Origin of the sequence: Enterococcus sp. AZ120 (assembly GCF_050546165.1) — a bacterium.
GTDB classification, from domain to species: domain Bacteria; phylum Bacillota; class Bacilli; order Lactobacillales; family Enterococcaceae; genus Enterococcus; species Enterococcus faecalis.
Genome location: NZ_CP172950.1, coordinates 1,982,676 through 1,998,347 on the forward strand (window position 1 = coordinate 1,982,676; position 15,672 = coordinate 1,998,347).

Here is a 15,672-nt window from a genome sequence, read left to right on the forward strand (position 1 = left end):
AGCTTAACACGCCTGTCCCGACCTCAAGTTTTTATTCTATTGTCTTTTTCTTTTTATTCATTGACTGGAACAATGGCACCGTTCCATTTTTTCGTAATCCAATCTTGGACTTCTTTGCTACGTAACACTTTGACTAATTTTTTTACATTTTCGTTGTTTTCGTCTTCTTTACGAACCGCAATAATATTGGCATAAGGTGAACTTTCTTTTTCTAAGGCAATCGCATCTTTTTTCGGATTTAATCCTTGATCCACGGCAAAGTTTGAGTTAATTAAAACCGCAGCCCCTTCTTCATTGTCATAAAGAGTGGTCATGATTGCTGGATCACTTTCATGATTGAATTTCAACTTTTTAGTATTTTTATCAATATCATCGAAAGTAGCAGTTGTCCGGTCTACCCCTTCTTTCAGCGTGATTAAACCAGCATCTTCTAAAATCGTTAAAACACGTGGCCAATCTGAAACGGAAGAGCTAACGTAAATCGTTGAATCATCAGGAATTTCTTGTAACGATTTGTATTTTTTCGAGTAAAGCCCAACTGGTTCTAAATGAATCGCACCTGCATTCACAAAGTCATAATCATTTTCTTTAACCGCTTCATTAAAGAACGGCACATGTTGGAAATAGTTGGCATCGATATCACCACTTTCCAACGCCTTGTTAGGTAGCACGTAATCTGTATAAGTCGTCACTTCTAATTTTACGCCTTCTTTTTCTAATAAAGGTTTTACATGTTCTAAAATCTCTGCATGCGGAACTGGTGAAGCCCCAACTTTCAAGACCGAGTCATCACTCTTTTTATTGCCGCAAGCCCCTAAAATTAAGACAGCTACTGCTACAGTAATTACTGACCATAATGTACGTTTTTTCATCTTATTCCCTCCATTTATCGTTTATCTATTTTTTTAGCGACTGTATCCCCAAGCCATTGAATCGCAAAGACAATAATTAAGATACAAATCGTTGCTACTAAGGTAACTGTATTTTGACCACGTTGGAAGCCATCTTGATACGCCAAACTTCCTAAACCGCCCGCTCCAATAGCAGCCGCCATTGCAGTGTAGCCCACTAAAGAAATGGTTGTAACGGTTAAGCCAGAAACAAGTGCTGGCAGACTTTCTGGTAATAGCACTTTCCAAATTATTTGGAAACGATTGGCCCCCATTGCTTTGGCTGCTTCAATCACGCCTTTATCGACTTCACGAAAAGCAATTTCGACCATGCGAGCATAAAAAGGTGCTGCGGAAATAATCAATGCTGGTAAGGAGCCTTTGACACCAGACATACTCCCTAAAATAATTTTTGTAAAAGGAATTAACAGAACGATTAAGATAATAAACGGAATCGAACGGAAAATATTTACAAAAATGGCCACTAGCCAATACAGTAATCGGCTCAAAATCCCTTTTCTGCCTGACGTTTCAAAAAGTAGTAGTCCTAAAATCAGCCCTAAAATGGCGACCACTATGATTGAAATCCCTGTCATATAAAGTGTTTCAATCGTTTTTTCTTGTAGTTTACTTATATCAATTTGGGAAAAATCAAAGAAACTTGCTAAGCCACGATTATTCATTTCCAATCACCTCTGTTTCTACACGAAGTTTACGTAATCCTTCAATGGCTGCTAGAATATTTTGCTCTTCGCCTAATAATTGAATATAAAGAGAACCCACTGCACCCTGCTTTGTTTGCTGAATGTTCCCTTGAATAATACTAACTTCTACTTGATATTCTTGGACAATATGCGAGATAATTGGCAATTTCGCTTGTTCACCGTGGAAAAGCAAGCGAACAATTTTCCCATTCGGATATTGTTCCAACATTTCTTCAACAACCAGTTCCGTTTCTTCAATGTTTTTATCCGCTTCTTGTTGGATAAAGCGTTTCGCAATTTCTGTTTGAGGCTTTTTGAAAATATCGATTACTTTACCTTCTTCAACAATTTCACCATATTCCATCACGGCTACGCGATTACAAATTTTACGAATCACGTGCATTTCATGGGTAATTAATACAACCGTTAAATTTAATTCTTGGTTGATTTTTAGTAGTAATTCTAGCACTTCATCGGTTGTCTGCGGATCCAAAGCACTCGTTGCTTCATCACAAAGCAAAATATCAGGATTGTTAGCTAAGGCACGGGCAATCCCCACTCGTTGCTTTTGCCCACCAGAGAGTTGACTTGGGTAGGCATTTTCCCGTCCTTCTAATCCAACCAACTTGATTAACTCTTCTGCGCGGCTTTTCCGATTTTGTTTTGGAACGCCAGCAATTTCCAATGGGAGCATGATATTTTCTAGGACCGTCCGTGACCATAATAAATTAAAATGTTGAAAGATCATCCCAATTTTTTTACGGAAGTTTCGTAGTTCTTTATTTGGCAACAATGCAATATCTTGTCCTTGAATTTCTACTTCACCTTCTGTAGGTGTTTCAAGTCCATTCAATAGGCGAACCAACGTACTTTTTCCTGCACCTGAATAGCCAATAATGCCATAAATATCACCTGATTCAACCGTTAAATCAATATCTTTTAAAGCCGTGACTTTACCCGCTTTACCGGAAAACTCTTTTTTTACATGACGTAATTCAATTAATGCCATTTTGTTCTCCTCTTCTTTCTGTTCTACTTTCTTATTTTGAAGGTTTCGCACTTTTTATGAAACGAATTTGCTTAATAAAAACAAAAAAACTTCCATCCTTTTGCTATTACAGCAAAAAGGACGAAAGTTTGTCATTTCGTGATACCACCTTAATTCGCTATTATTTCTCAATAATAACCTCATACGGTACTTGATTCTTCGCATACCGTTGGCTGTAACGGGCGCCCCGTAGTAAGTTCACTGCTTCGCTCACTTACTCTGCTCAAAGACCATCTTCCATCTTAAATCTGTTACCCATTCTCAGCAAACAGGGCTCTCTTCAAACGTCCTTAACATGTACTCTTCTTTTCAAAGCTTTCTTTTGATTAGATTGAGAAAATTATAGCAATAAACATTGGCCTTGTCAACGTAAGACTAAAGATTTTCAAATTCTGTTGGTTCAACATCTGCTAAAACAGCAATCCAGGCATTTTCTTCATCTAATGCACTTGGCTCTTGATCAGCCGCTTCATTAATCGCAACTACCTTACCAGATAATGGACTACTGAATTCACTGACTGCTTTTTCTGCTTCTAATTCAATTAAAGAGTCACCTTTAGCTAATGTTTGTCCGACTTTTGGAAACGTTGCAAAAGTAATCTTTCCTAAATCCTCTTGGGCTTCGGCGGTTAAACCAATTTTATAACCTGCTTCTGTTGGTAAGATCCATAATTGATCAATTTGTTTCATTTCACTCATTTTCCAAGCACTCCTTCGTAATCTGCTTCTTTAAAACCATTCGTTAGAAATGTATTGTCTTTTAAGAGAATTGGACGCTTAATCAACATGCCATCCGCAGCTAAACGCTGACTTGCTTCTTCAATAGAAAAACTGTCAACAAGATCTTTTAAGCCTTGTTCTCTATATAAAACCCCACTTGTGTTAAAAAAACGACGAACAGGCAAGCCGGTCTCTTTCATCCATTTTGCTAATTGTTCACTACTAGGCGGTGTTGCTTTAATATCAATTGCTTGGTATTTAACGCCTTGTTGATCTAACCACGCTTTCGCTTTTTTACAAGTTGAGCATTTAGGATATTCATAAAGTGTGTACATTTCTACCCCTTCTTTCTTCTTTCTTTAACGACCACTTCTGGTACGAACCGTTTCTTGTTGGTAACGCATGGACATAATTAAGCCCACCCCAATCATGTTACCTAAAATGGAAGAACCACCTTGACTAATAAACGGTAATGGAATCCCAGTTAATGGTAGTAAACCAATATTCGCTCCAATGTTTTCAAAAACATGGAACAAAATCATCATGATAATTCCTGTGGCAATGTAGGCATAGAATTCATTATTTGTATCAAAACAAACGCGAATCATGCGGTAGATTAAAATAAAATACAACAAAATAATGAAACAGCCACCAATAAAGCCAAAGTTTTCACCAACAACTGTAAAAATCATATCTGACTCACGAACAGGGACATACACATCACTCACGTTAAAGCCTTTTCCGAAAAGGCCTCCAGAACCAATTGCTGTTAATGCTAGCGCTGGTTGGAATGAGCGATCTGGATCTGTATGGAAAGGATTTAGCCATAAATCAATCCGATCAAATTTATAGGCTTCGACCCCTAACTTAGACAATAAATCTCTACCTGTTTCTGTTGTAATCAAGTAAATAGTTCCAGCCCCCACTAGAGCAGCTAAAATAAAAACTGGCACAATAATTTTCCAAGTAATGCCAGACATTAAGAAAACTCCCCCAAAAATGGCTAAGAAAACTAACATCGTCCCGAAGTCTTTTTGTAAAAGGACTAAAACAATTACCGGAATCGCCACTAATAGCATTTTAGCGATTAGCCAAAAGTCGCTTTTGAGTGTTCGGTCCACATATTTAACATTATGCATGGTCACTATATAGGCCAACATCAAAATAAACGCAATCTTCATCAATTCCGATGGTTGGAATGTGGTGCCACCAAAGCGAATCCAGTTTTTAGAACCTGTTTGCTCTGCTAGCACGGGGTCATAGAATTTCAGTAGTAATCCCATTAATACTAATCCAAGTGCATAAAAAACGGGCGTTAACCGCCAGAGTAATTTTGAGCTAAAATGCATAATAATGACAATACTTAATCCTCCGACTAAATACCACAGTCCTTGTTTCATTAACAAGCTACCAATTTTAGGTTTGCTTGGATCATTGTAAAGCGCTACGTAAAGCGATAGCATACCAATTAGTGATAAAAGAAAAACTGGTAATATCACGCCGTAATCAATTCGACTATCTAAATTTGTTTTCTCTTTTCTATTCATTCGTCATCCCTTTTCCTTTGTTCATACGTTTTTTATTATATCTTTCTCACAGAAGAAAAGAAAGGAATTCTACTATATTTGAGAAAAACTTTAGAGAATTGGTCCTTCACTAGCAATTTTTTCTTTTTCTTCAATCCTATTTGGCTTTTATTTAAAATTTTTTACATCAGTGATAATGAGAAAGTTTACTATAAACATTCAGTAACAAAAAACAGTCGCAACTAAAACACGTTGCGACTGTTTTTATTCGCTTTTTCTTTGTTTCGTTTGTTGTAGCTCTTTATTAATTCGGACAATTTCGTTGCCAAAATTTTGCCAGTCACTGGCTCGCGGGGGCGCTAACCAAATTAAACATTTTACTGAAAATAACGTTTTTGGTAAATAATCCGAAACTACTAAATCAGTATCTGGTCGAATCGCTGAATGAAAGTGAATGCTGAAAGATTCGAATATTTTGATTTGTTCTTTGATAAACTGAGTATATTTTTCTCCTTGCGTAAAATTCACATAAAGATTGATCGTGCTTTTTTCATTCCTTTGGTCATAAAGACGGGATAACACTAATAGCAAATCAAAAAATAAAGAAAGCTTACTAAACTCAAACGCCGAGCAATCCAACGCAAATAAAAACTGACGACAGCTATTAAAAACAATTGGGTAGCGTTCCTGAAAAAATTCTAAATCCATAATTCGTAAGGTGATATCGATGAACGGCGTAATAAAACGATGTTGATAAATAATCGGAACAATTTCTTGATAAAATTCTTCGTCCGAAATTGTAAACGGCATATAAGAAAAGAATAATGTTTTCGTAGCCGTAATTGCCTCATTGTGAGAACTCAGCAAATGTTCCGAAATGAGTTCACTTTGATAGACCGATAAATTGCCGATAATTCCTTGAATTTCTGCGTTTTTCTCTGCATGAGTCGCCTTCATCACTTCGTTGATCCAACTTTGAATTTCTTGATAAATCGAACTTTCTTCATCAAAAGCGAATGGATTTTCTTCTTGGGATAAAAAATAATTAGCTTTTCTTTGCGTTCGTTCTAACGCCACCAATACATAATGTTTAAATAAATGAAAATTAGTGATATTTTCATAAGAGCCTTTCAATTGAGCCAATAATTGGTTCACTGCGCGAAGATCTGTTTGATTATATAATTCTTCAGAATCTTTGTAAATTCGGTAATAGAGCATAGTAAAATATTGTCTAATCGCCATTTCATTGCCGCTAAGTTGTAAATTTTTGGATAACTTAATACCGTATTGACCTAATTCTTTCCGGATATGGTCAACAATTTTGTATACAACCGTTCGACTCATCCCGTGCTTTTCACCGTATTTTTTGATTGAGGTAAACTGATGAAAGAAAATCGTTTTTAATAGATTAAATTCTAACGAGTCTTTTAAATAATATTCTTCAATAATACTTGAAGAAATACGAAGGCTTTGAGATAACAAAATTTCATTATTTTTTTCACTGATTTCCATCTCATTAATCAGACCAAAGCGTTGCAAATCTGCATTGATTTCTGTTATGTTCCGTTCTAGCAAATAAGGAGAAATAGCTAATTGCTTACATAAACGATCTTTTCGTTCAGAAAATGAATATTGTTGCTCTAACTTTCTAATAATCGCTAATTTTAAATTTTCCCGATCATCTAATAACAAGAATTCCATTTAAACTCTCCTTGTTCCATACAAAAGTGAGCCTGACAGGAAGCTTAAAGTGGTGCCAAATTGAGAGGACCCACTTGCCGCTCCTCCAGTAATTTCCACTGGGGCTATCGTATCTATTTTTTTCAACAACTCATCATTTAACAGCACCTTTTTATTTACTCGTTCCTGTTCAATTTTATTTTTCTTTTTCTCCTGTTTTGTTTGTTGCTCCTTGTCCTGTCTCGAGGCAATAATTGGTCTTTCTGGGCCAATCATTGCTTGACTATAAGGAAGCTCTGCAAGCATATTCCCCTCTGCAGCAAAATTAGTAGGGTTGACATACACCTTCGCAATAGAAAGGTATGACTCGTAACGGAAGGTTACAAAATAAAGGCCTACTTTTTGAGTATTTACATTATTTTCTATAATTACATTTTCTAAATTTAAAGGGCGACCCTCTTTATCTTTTAGAAAAACGACATTGTCTAAGGGTGACCATGCTTGATTAACTCCTAAAAACGTGTCTTTTAATTTAAGTTCCGTTTGATTTTCTTTGACCGTAATGGTTGCTGTTTCAATTTTGCCATCCACTTCATAAGTCACGGTGTATTTGCCTGGTGTTGTCGCTTCGTTTGCATAGCTATTCACTGAAGCAATCAACATTCCTGAAGAAAGAAATAAGGCTGTGCCGATACTACCATAATAAATAGTTCGCTGGTTCATCTCGTTTATTATTCCTCCAAACTATTTCATAAAAATAACTATCTTAACAGAAAAACCTGCTAATAGGTGTTCTTAAAATAAAAGTCACTTGTAAAACTTCCTATTTTCCAAGGAAACAGCTACCCTCATTCATGCACTTATTCATCTTTTAAGCGTGGAACAAAAGTTACTTTAAACTTTTGCCCCACGCTCATTTAATTATTTTCGTTTCTTCTTGATGACTATACCACTAATAATCACAATAAGTAACACAACAAGTCCTAGCACACGATATAGACCATTAGTTTGTTCTCCCGTTTTTGGATAACGTCCTTGCTTGTCAGGTTTCACAATATGTGTGACATACTGACTACTTTTTATCGTGGTTTGATTCGTTGAGGAACTAGTCTGGTTGTTCTCATTTTTATCTGGTAGTGATGTAGGATTACGATCAATCACATGAACAGTTGCTACTGTCGTCAATTGACGAGGTGTTTCGTTTGAAAACATTGAGAAAAGTCGTGACTGCACAGCTGGTTTGGTTTCATTAACTGGCTCAGTGGTATAGGAAATCTGGTACTCTCCTGTTTTCTTTGTATCAACTTCCCCTTTTACTTGAACCTTATCAAAGGATATAGCATGACCGTCACGATCTGTCGCTGAAACGAAATTATCTTCTGGTTTCCATTTATCACCAACATAAATCGTTGTATCTTTAACCTCTAACTTAGATTGGTCGGGTTTGACAGTCACATTAGCTGTTTCTTCTTTACCTTCGTAACTGTATACGATTGGATAAACGCCTACTTTGCTAGTATCAACTTGACCTGAAACAGTGATTTTTTCGAATGGGACATCTTGGCCTGTTTTATCTGTCGCTGAAACAAAGTTCTCTTCTGGTTTCCATGAATCGCCGACATAAATCGTTGTATCCTTGACTTGTAAACGACTATCATCACGGACATGAACGATTGCTTTCGCTTCTTTTGTGCCATTTTTATAGACAATTTCATAATCGCCTATTTTATCAACATTCACTGTTCCCTGAACGTCAATTTTTTTAAACGGAACGTCTTGACCTGTTTTGTCAGTCGCGGAAACGAAGTTATCTTCTGGTTTCCATTTATCACCCACATAAATTGTTGTATCTTTGACCTCTAACTTAGACTGGTCGGCTTTGACGGTCACATGGGCTGTTTCTTCTTTACCTTCGTAACTGTAAATGATTGGGTAAATGCCCGCTTTGGTGTTATCAACTTGACCTGAAACAGTGATTTTTTCGAAGGGAACGTCTTGACCTGTTTTGTCTGTCGCGGAAACGAAGTTATCTTCTGCTTCCCATTTATCACCCACATAAATTGTTGTATCTTTGACCTCTAACTGACTGTCATCACGGACATGAACGATTGCTTTCGCTTCTTTTGTGCCATTTTTATAGACAATTTCATAATCGCCTATTTTATCAACATTCACTGTTCCCTGAACGTCAATTTTTTCAAACGGGACATCTTGACCTGTTTTGTCTGTTGCTGAAACGAAATTATCTTCAGGTTTCCATTTATCGCCGACATAAATCGTTGTATCTTTAACCTCTAACTTAGATTGGTCGGGTTTGACGGTCACATGGGCTGTTTCTTCTTTACCTTCGTAACTGTATACGATTGGATAAACGCCTGCTTTGGTGTTATCAACTTGACCTGAAACAGTGATTTTTTCGAAGGGAACGTCTTGACCTGTTTTATCTGTTGCTGAAACGAAATTATCTTCAGGTTTCCATTTATCGCCGACATAAATCGTTGTATCTTTGACTTGTAAGCGACTGTGATCAATTGTTTTAGTTAATGGAATTTTTAGTTGATTGTCTCCTTTGACCAGCTTAATGGCTTTTCCTGTCAAATACTCTTCATCCACGGAATATTCCTGCGGTACATTCGTTACTCGCAAAGTATAATCACCTGTCATGATGGCATCAAAGGAGTATTGACCTTTTTCATCTGTTGTAAATTCGGTTGCTGTATGCGTGACATTATCAATTAGTTCAAAAGAAACCTTCGCAATTGCTTGGTTTTCATCCTCTATGTTATGCGTATAGAATGTGGCAGTTGCTAAATAAACAATACCTTCCGCATCACCTTCTGAGAATTTCAATGTGATTGGCGCAGTGGTGACTTTTTTCTTGCTAGCAGACATCTGGTTCAATGTTTCAGAGTCGATTGTTGTTTCTGTATAGATTTGGCCAGCGTTTGCAGAGACAGTATTGTATTCAATCGTAATGTTTTCTGTCAATGTATAGTCTTTAAAAATGACTTTCGCACCGTTTGTAGTCTTCTCTAATGAATAAGCGTCTTCTGGCACGCCTTTCACGGTAATAGAATTCAAATCGATTTGAGCATTGGTTGTGCCTTTTGGTGTTAATTCAATCGTTGGATTTTTCACACGATGTGTTTTATTATCAATATTTTTTGTTGTTACTGTCGTTTTTGTTACATTTTTTAATGTTGGATTCGCCGCTTGTGTTGCACTCAAAATGTCTAACGCTTCATTTTGAACAGAAACCGAAGCAGACCCTTCATTATTATTCGATTGTGGTTCTTTAGCTGTCCCTGTTATATAAAGAGTTGGCACGTCGATCCAGCCATTGGCGTTTTTATACTCAATAATGTAACGTTTGTTGGTTTTTCCAAAATCAAACGTGTAACTATTGGTATTTTCGTCAAAAGTAATCGTTGGGTATCCAGGACTGTCTGGTGACATTGGTTTATCAAAATAATAGCCACGATCCCAGTATTGTGGATAAATTGAATCTACCTGATCGTTTGAAACATCATAAATGTCAAAAAGAACATCGGCGCCAGCTGGAATTTTTGTACGGACGCTTAGTGAGTCAAAAGAATCATTTCGTGCATTGACAAGGAATTGATTTTTACTACTTTGAAGTGTTCGTTCAGAACCACGCTTGCTATTAGTAGTTACTGTCGTATCAACTGGAGTTAAACCTTCAGCACTCATTGTTATCGGTATCGTATCGACTGGGATACTTTTATCTTTTGGCAAACTATCGGGCACATAATTAAAACCAATTGGAATTTGGATTTCGTTGGTTATTGGCGTAGTGAACTTAATAACTGAACCATCTGACGTTGGCGTTACTGTATAATCCGTTCCTAACTTGTAATAAAAATAAATTTCTTTTGTAGCTCGTAATGAAAGATAATTAGGATGCTTTACTTTAATTTCTAAATTTTGAATCGGTGTCTCTTTGCTTCCCATAACTGAGACAGTTGTTCTTGATGAATAGGCACCATTTTGATCATAATTACCCCAAGCAGTTTCAGCATTCAAAGGATTAACAACACTAATTGGTTCAATATATTGATCGGATACTAATTGAATGGCTTTATTGGGACCAATTACAGGTGTACTTAATGATAGATTAATGTCCTTCTTGTCAAAATCCATTGTTAAATCAGAAATATTTATTCTTAAATAGCTATCTTTTGTGGCCGTTAAGGTAAGCTTGCCACCTTCAGTTTTAATATCAAAATAGTCTTCCAATTTTACATTTTCATATAAAGGACCATACGCCGTAAATTTAGGATTCTTAATTTCTTGACCATTTGTACTCTCTAATACGATTTGTTGACCCACTTTTGTTTCTGTTAATGTGCCATAAATTGTTACATAATATTTCCCTTTGCTTTGAAAACTGATATAGGACATACTACGCATTTCACGATCAGCAATTACTTTACTTGTTTGACTCGTCTTAGCAGTAAAATCGGTTGTTTGTTTAGTTCCTGTCGTACTTTTCAAAGAAATTGACCCAATTTTTGTTGTTGGATACTGCTGCGAATATAAGTAGTTATAGTCCGAAGCACTCTCTAAATAAATTGTCCGATTAATCGATAAGGAATAGGCTTTTTGTTGATTCATGTTTGGAACAGTTACAGCAATCCGCCCGAGTGAATTATCGCTTAATGTATAATCTTTGCCAGGTGTTAACAAGGTTTGCGTTTCTGGTAAAATTTGACCATTAATATCGACATCGTAACTGAAAACTTGAGGTTCCAAGTTATCTTGTTTTCCAAAGACAGCGCCTGGCGTCTCTGTTGTTAATAATTCTAATGTTTGATTGCCAGTTAATGTCCGGTCTAAATTATAAAAAATTTCGCCATCTAACCCCGTCGTTCTGGTTCGTTCGTTATATTGAATTGGTTCCACTTGTTCATATAAATCAAACGAGTAGGTTTTTTTATTTTTTCCTGGAGTTTCAATTTTGACTAATGGTTCCGCCTCTGTTGTTAGATAACTTTTTAGTTCTACTTTAAAGGAAGTATCTGAAACTCGTTGATTAAACGTAATACTTAATGTTTTGGTCGCCGCATCGACTGCCCAAGTTGCGCCAATGCCTGTCACTTCTCCGCTGACAGTTGAATAACCTAAATGTTCTGGTAATTGAACTGTATAAACTGATCCAGGTGCATAACCTGTGTTTCCAACAGCAAATTGGAACGTAGCGGTTACCGGTGTTGTATTTAATTCGCGGTGAACCTCTGTTTGGCTGTATTCTGTTCCACCAATCGGCGCAAGACTCATACTGTCAAGTAGTTCATCTGTAATTGGCGCTTGAACATCTGGTAGGGCTTTTTCATTAAGTGAGGTATCCTTGTCCTCCGTTGTTTGTTGTTCAGATGGTGTAGCAGCATCACTGGAAGCTGTTGTGCTCGCCTCTGTGGTTTGCGATTCAGTTGTTGCAGTTGGTTGATTCATTTCTGAAGTATTCGTTGTTGCTAAAGGTAAAGATGGTGTTGAGTTCGATAACTCTGCCTCTTTTTTTGCTGTATCAGTGGTCTCTGTTTGTGCTTCTGTCGTTGTTACAGCATAGGCATTTGCGGCAAACCCGAAATTTTGTGCGAGAAGTATACTCAACATCACAAAAGAAAAAGTTTTTTTCTTCATACTAATCCCCTTTCAATAAAATTCATATAACCTAATAATAGCTTGTTAAAAATGAAACAATTGATTAATTTTTTTTGAATCTTCGAAAAAAAAAAACATCTTTTCATAAAAAAATACTTGGAAAATCAGCCACAATCACTGTTTTTCCAAGTATTTTTTTATTAATATTTGTAAATTATCGTTTTTTTTGGCGAAAAACGACCACGAAATAAACTGCAATAAACAATAACACTAAGAGCGAGTTACTATTTTTAATGAAAGTTAAAAATTGACTTGTTTGCATTGAAATGCCTTTGCCGCCAGTCAATTCTAATAAAAATTGTGTCGTGCCACCTTTGCCTACTACAGTGACTAACATAAGCGCCATCAAAATAAATTGATGGAATAAACTCCCTTTTGTTTGTGTTGTATATTTGATAAGGATGCGGCTATCTTTTGGCAAATCTGTCTCTTGATAATATCGCCTAGCTAAAAAGCTGTTCAATGTGCTTTTGAAAAAACTCAAGAGAAACAGGCCTAAAATAGTCCACGAGGTAAGAAGTAATATTCCCAAACTTCCCGCCAGACCAATCATTGGTATGTTGTTTGACCATTGTTTCGTTTTACTAGCTGCAATCATTGCAAAAATCATCCCTAAAACATAAGGTAAATAGAGATAGATGCCCATATGAGCTCTGCCATAAACCCCTGCAACATAAATGGAACCAAATAAAAATAAATAGTTCCCGACAATCCCGTTAATCAAGGTCGCAAGATTCATTTCTAATGATACTTTATACGCACCGCGTTTGCCATAATGACTAACGAAAAGGACAGCCACCACAAAGAAACAGCAGGCGCCAACAATCGCATAATCAAATTCCACCGCATTCGTTAATAAGCGACCACTTCTTAATAAAAGTAATAACACAAAAAAGATAACAAACAGAATTAATTCTTTTCGTGAAACTTCTGCTGATTCTTCTTCTAGCTCGTTTAATGAAACAGGATAGCTCTTGATTGCTACTAAAGCAACCAGAAAATAGAGCGCGTACACCAATAACGGCAGTCCAATCTCAGTCGCTTTAAAAAATAAAGCGCCAAATAAAACAGCGGTCAATAAGACTGTCGTTAAAAGATTGCTATGACTGATTTTTTGACCTTCTTCTTTTAAGAAAAAGCGAATTGATTGATTACTTGGTGGCAACAACGCCCCACTAAGTCCTAACAACATTCCTGAAATACTATAAAGCGGGAAAGAATAAGCGCCGGCGATCCCAATTAAGGATCCTGCCAAACCTAACAATAGAGAAATCTTTAGTAGACCTAGACTAGTCAAAGACAAATTAATTCCTCGAACTAGAAAAATGCCTGTCATACGCAATGTATAAAATAAGACAAATGGTAAAATTGTTAGAAGGTTGTGTCCATCACTCAATTGAATGTAAAGTAAATAAGGCACAACAATAATCGTATTACTTAGTAAACTTAATGCTGTATTACCAAGACTTTCAATTTTTTTATTCATTTTGACCTCTTCTTTTATCTTTCATTTTCTATTATTTTTAGGGTAGCATTGTTTACTTTTTTTGTCCATAAAATAACAGATGCAGCAATTTTCTAATGTTTATTTTCCACTGTTACGTATAATAGTTAATGACGACTGCTTGGACTTTCTCTGTTCCGTCATTTATATACGTGTGTACTTGATTAGCATCAAAATACATAGCAGCGTCTTTTGGAAGAAGATATCTCTGACCGCCCACTTCAAGAGCTAATGATCCTTGAATAACCATGACATATTCTGTCGAACGTTTTGAATGCCCAACAGCTTGATACTTTTTCCCTGGATCTAATTCAAACTGAAAGAGTTCAAAGTTTCTTTCCTGGTTGTCCGAGTAGTAATTAAAGACTCGATAGGAGTGATCTTCAGAATGTTGTGTTACCGTCTCAGTTTTTTTAACCACGGGATTTTCTTTAACATAGTCATCTTCTAATAAATACGTATATGGAACATTGAGTCCATTACTTATTTTCCAAATTGTATTTATGGTAGGATTGGTGGTTCCTTTTTCAATCTGCGAAAGCATCCCTTTACTCACTCCGGTTATCCCAGCTAGTTCATCTAACGTAAGTTTTTTTTCTTGTCTAATTTTTTTTAAATTATTGCCAATAATTGTATTAATCTCCAAAATAGTTGCTCCTTCTGCTTCTTTTTATCATCCAAAAGTTTAATATATTGAACAAAAGTATTCTTTATTGTATTATACAATATATATCTTAGTTGTTCAAAAGGAGTGGTTAATAATGAAAACGCTCATTCGCTCGTTGTGTCTCATTATCGAAGGTCTAGATTTTCATACACACGTGTTTAAATTTTATACAGAAAGAAGGAAAAAAAGAGAATGAACCACCAATTAGATGCACGCACTGGCATTCGTGAAGCCTTGCCAACGGTTTTTGGCTATATTGGTATTGGCATTGCTTTTGGTATCGTAGGACAAGCAGCAGGTTTTTCCCCTCTTATTGTTAGTGCGATGTCGTTTTTTATTTTTGCAGGATCTGCTCAGTTTGTAACAGTTAGTATGTTGACTGGCGGCAGCCCTATCTTATCTATTGTGTTAGCGACTTTCTTAGTAAATGCGCGTATGATTCTTATGGGAATGACCATTGCGCCTTACTTTAAAGCCGAATCTCTCGGTAAAAATCTCTGGTTGGGAACCTTACTGACGGATGAAAGTTTTGCACTAGGAATGAATAAATTAAACCACACCAAAGGACGTTTAAGTTTTGAGTGGTTTAATGCTGCCAATTTGATTTCCTATGCGACTTGGGTTTTTTCGACGATCATCGGTGCCTATCTAGGGCGCTTTATTGCAAACCCTCAAGCATTAGGTCTTGAGTTTGCGGTTGTGGCTATGTTCATTGGTTTACTCTATCTGCAGATAATTAGTGATCGTTCCATGAAAATCGCTTTACAACTCATCATGGTCCTGATTACTTTTGGGTTGATGTCTATTGGTCTAATTTTTATTCCCAGTAATTTAATTGTCTTAGTTGTCACGTTAATCGGTTGTGGAATAGGAGTGATGATAAAACATGCCTTCTTCTGAGTATCTCTTTTTAACAATTTTAGGCTGTACCGTTGCAACCTGGCTTTCAAGAATACTGCCATTTTTACTTTTAAAAAAAATCAGTCTGCCACAGAAATTATTAGAATATCTAAGTTTTGTTCCCATTGTGATTATGTCCGCCTTATGGTTTAGTAGCTTATTTGAACAAAGAATAGGGCATTTACCAAGCCTCAATCTTCCTTATTTATTCGCTTCATTTCCTACCATTTTAGCCGCAATACTTACTAAAAACTTATTGCTTATTGTACTGGTAGGCATTGCTTCATTTGCACTAATCCAAAATTTTATCTAAAAAAACAGACAGGCACTACCAGATGGTAGTGCCTGTCT

General features: G+C 36.3%; 13 protein-coding genes and 1 other annotated feature. Of the genes, 2 read left to right on the forward strand and 11 right to left on the reverse strand.

The window, feature by feature from the left end:
* Positions 1–53: 53 nt before the first annotated feature.
* The 11 genes from IGJ46_RS09495 to IGJ46_RS09545 form a co-directional block, all read right to left on the reverse strand.
* Positions 54–872, reverse strand: a complete 819-nt coding sequence (locus tag IGJ46_RS09495) for a MetQ/NlpA family ABC transporter substrate-binding protein (protein WP_002362228.1) — start codon at positions 870–872, stop codon at positions 54–56.
* Positions 873–886: 14 nt separating this feature from the next.
* A complete protein-coding gene (locus IGJ46_RS09500; protein ID WP_002356640.1) occupies positions 887–1,573 on the reverse strand; it encodes a methionine ABC transporter permease in 687 nt (228 codons plus the stop codon).
* The gene (locus IGJ46_RS09505) at positions 1,566–2,603 is read right to left on the reverse strand and encodes a methionine ABC transporter ATP-binding protein (RefSeq protein ID WP_002364465.1); all 1,038 of its coding nucleotides are present in this window, start codon (positions 2,601–2,603) and stop codon (positions 1,566–1,568) included. Before IGJ46_RS09505 ends, IGJ46_RS09500 begins: the two co-directional genes overlap by 8 nt.
* A 113-nt stretch (positions 2,604–2,716) precedes the next feature.
* Positions 2,717–2,964 (reverse strand) — a binding site (T-box leader).
* A 53-nt stretch (positions 2,965–3,017) separates the two neighbouring features.
* Positions 3,018–3,332: a glycine cleavage system protein H gene (locus IGJ46_RS09510; protein WP_011109554.1), complete on the reverse strand. Its 315-nt coding sequence runs from the start codon at positions 3,330–3,332 to the stop codon at positions 3,018–3,020.
* Between the two features lie 5 nt (positions 3,333–3,337).
* The gene (locus IGJ46_RS09515; RefSeq protein WP_002359675.1) at positions 3,338–3,697 is read right to left on the reverse strand and encodes an arsenate reductase family protein; all 360 of its coding nucleotides are present in this window, start codon (positions 3,695–3,697) and stop codon (positions 3,338–3,340) included.
* A 24-nt stretch (positions 3,698–3,721) separates the two neighbouring features.
* On the reverse strand, positions 3,722–4,909 hold the full coding sequence (locus IGJ46_RS09520) for an FtsW/RodA/SpoVE family cell cycle protein (protein WP_002356636.1): 1,188 nt from the start codon (positions 4,907–4,909) through the stop codon (positions 3,722–3,724).
* A 243-nt stretch (positions 4,910–5,152) separates the two neighbouring features.
* On the reverse strand, positions 5,153–6,589 hold the full coding sequence (locus IGJ46_RS09525; RefSeq protein ID WP_002356635.1) for a helix-turn-helix domain-containing protein: 1,437 nt from the start codon (positions 6,587–6,589) through the stop codon (positions 5,153–5,155).
* Positions 6,590–7,291 carry a bacterial Ig-like domain-containing protein gene (locus IGJ46_RS09530; protein WP_002356634.1) on the reverse strand — a complete coding sequence of 234 codons (702 nt, stop codon included), beginning with the start codon at positions 7,289–7,291 and terminating at the stop codon, positions 6,590–6,592.
* Between the two features lie 198 nt (positions 7,292–7,489).
* A complete protein-coding gene (locus IGJ46_RS09535; protein ID WP_218391217.1) occupies positions 7,490–12,229 on the reverse strand; it encodes a bacterial Ig-like domain-containing protein in 4,740 nt (1,579 codons plus the stop codon).
* Between the two features lie 175 nt (positions 12,230–12,404).
* Positions 12,405–13,736 carry a hypothetical protein gene (locus IGJ46_RS09540; RefSeq protein WP_218391218.1) on the reverse strand — a complete coding sequence of 444 codons (1,332 nt, stop codon included), beginning with the start codon at positions 13,734–13,736 and terminating at the stop codon, positions 12,405–12,407.
* Positions 13,737–13,848: 112 nt separating this feature from the next.
* A complete protein-coding gene (locus IGJ46_RS09545; protein ID WP_002356629.1) occupies positions 13,849–14,400 on the reverse strand; it encodes a helix-turn-helix domain-containing protein in 552 nt (183 codons plus the stop codon).
* 213 nt (positions 14,401–14,613) lie between these two features.
* On the opposite strand from IGJ46_RS09545, the gene IGJ46_RS09550 reads away from it, so the two are divergent.
* Entirely contained in the window at positions 14,614–15,321 is a 708-nt protein-coding gene (locus IGJ46_RS09550) for an AzlC family ABC transporter permease (RefSeq protein WP_002356628.1), read from the forward strand.
* A complete protein-coding gene (locus IGJ46_RS09555) occupies positions 15,308–15,634 on the forward strand; it encodes an AzlD domain-containing protein (protein WP_002362235.1) in 327 nt (108 codons plus the stop codon). Before IGJ46_RS09550 ends, IGJ46_RS09555 begins: the two co-directional genes overlap by 14 nt.
* The last annotated feature ends 38 nt before the right edge of the window (positions 15,635–15,672 follow it).

Coding starts and splice junctions, on each gene's coding strand:
- IGJ46_RS09555 (WP_002362235.1), top strand. CDS start 15,308: ATGCCTTCTTCTGAGTATCTCTTTTTAACAATTTTAGGCTGTACCGTT.
- IGJ46_RS09495 (WP_002362228.1), bottom strand. CDS start 872: ATGAAAAAACGTACATTATGGTCAGTAATTACTGTAGCAGTAGCTGTC.
- IGJ46_RS09550 (WP_002356628.1), top strand. CDS start 14,614: ATGAACCACCAATTAGATGCACGCACTGGCATTCGTGAAGCCTTGCCA.
- IGJ46_RS09535 (WP_218391217.1), bottom strand. CDS start 12,229: ATGAAGAAAAAAACTTTTTCTTTTGTGATGTTGAGTATACTTCTCGCA.
- IGJ46_RS09520 (WP_002356636.1), bottom strand. CDS start 4,909: ATGAATAGAAAAGAGAAAACAAATTTAGATAGTCGAATTGATTACGGC.
- IGJ46_RS09515 (WP_002359675.1), bottom strand. CDS start 3,697: ATGTACACACTTTATGAATATCCTAAATGCTCAACTTGTAAAAAAGCG.
- IGJ46_RS09540 (WP_218391218.1), bottom strand. CDS start 13,736: ATGAATAAAAAAATTGAAAGTCTTGGTAATACAGCATTAAGTTTACTA.
- IGJ46_RS09525 (WP_002356635.1), bottom strand. CDS start 6,589: ATGGAATTCTTGTTATTAGATGATCGGGAAAATTTAAAATTAGCGATT.
- IGJ46_RS09505 (WP_002364465.1), bottom strand. CDS start 2,603: ATGGCATTAATTGAATTACGTCATGTAAAAAAAGAGTTTTCCGGTAAA.
- IGJ46_RS09500 (WP_002356640.1), bottom strand. CDS start 1,573: ATGAATAATCGTGGCTTAGCAAGTTTCTTTGATTTTTCCCAAATTGAT.
- IGJ46_RS09510 (WP_011109554.1), bottom strand. CDS start 3,332: ATGAAACAAATTGATCAATTATGGATCTTACCAACAGAAGCAGGTTAT.
- IGJ46_RS09530 (WP_002356634.1), bottom strand. CDS start 7,291: ATGAACCAGCGAACTATTTATTATGGTAGTATCGGCACAGCCTTATTT.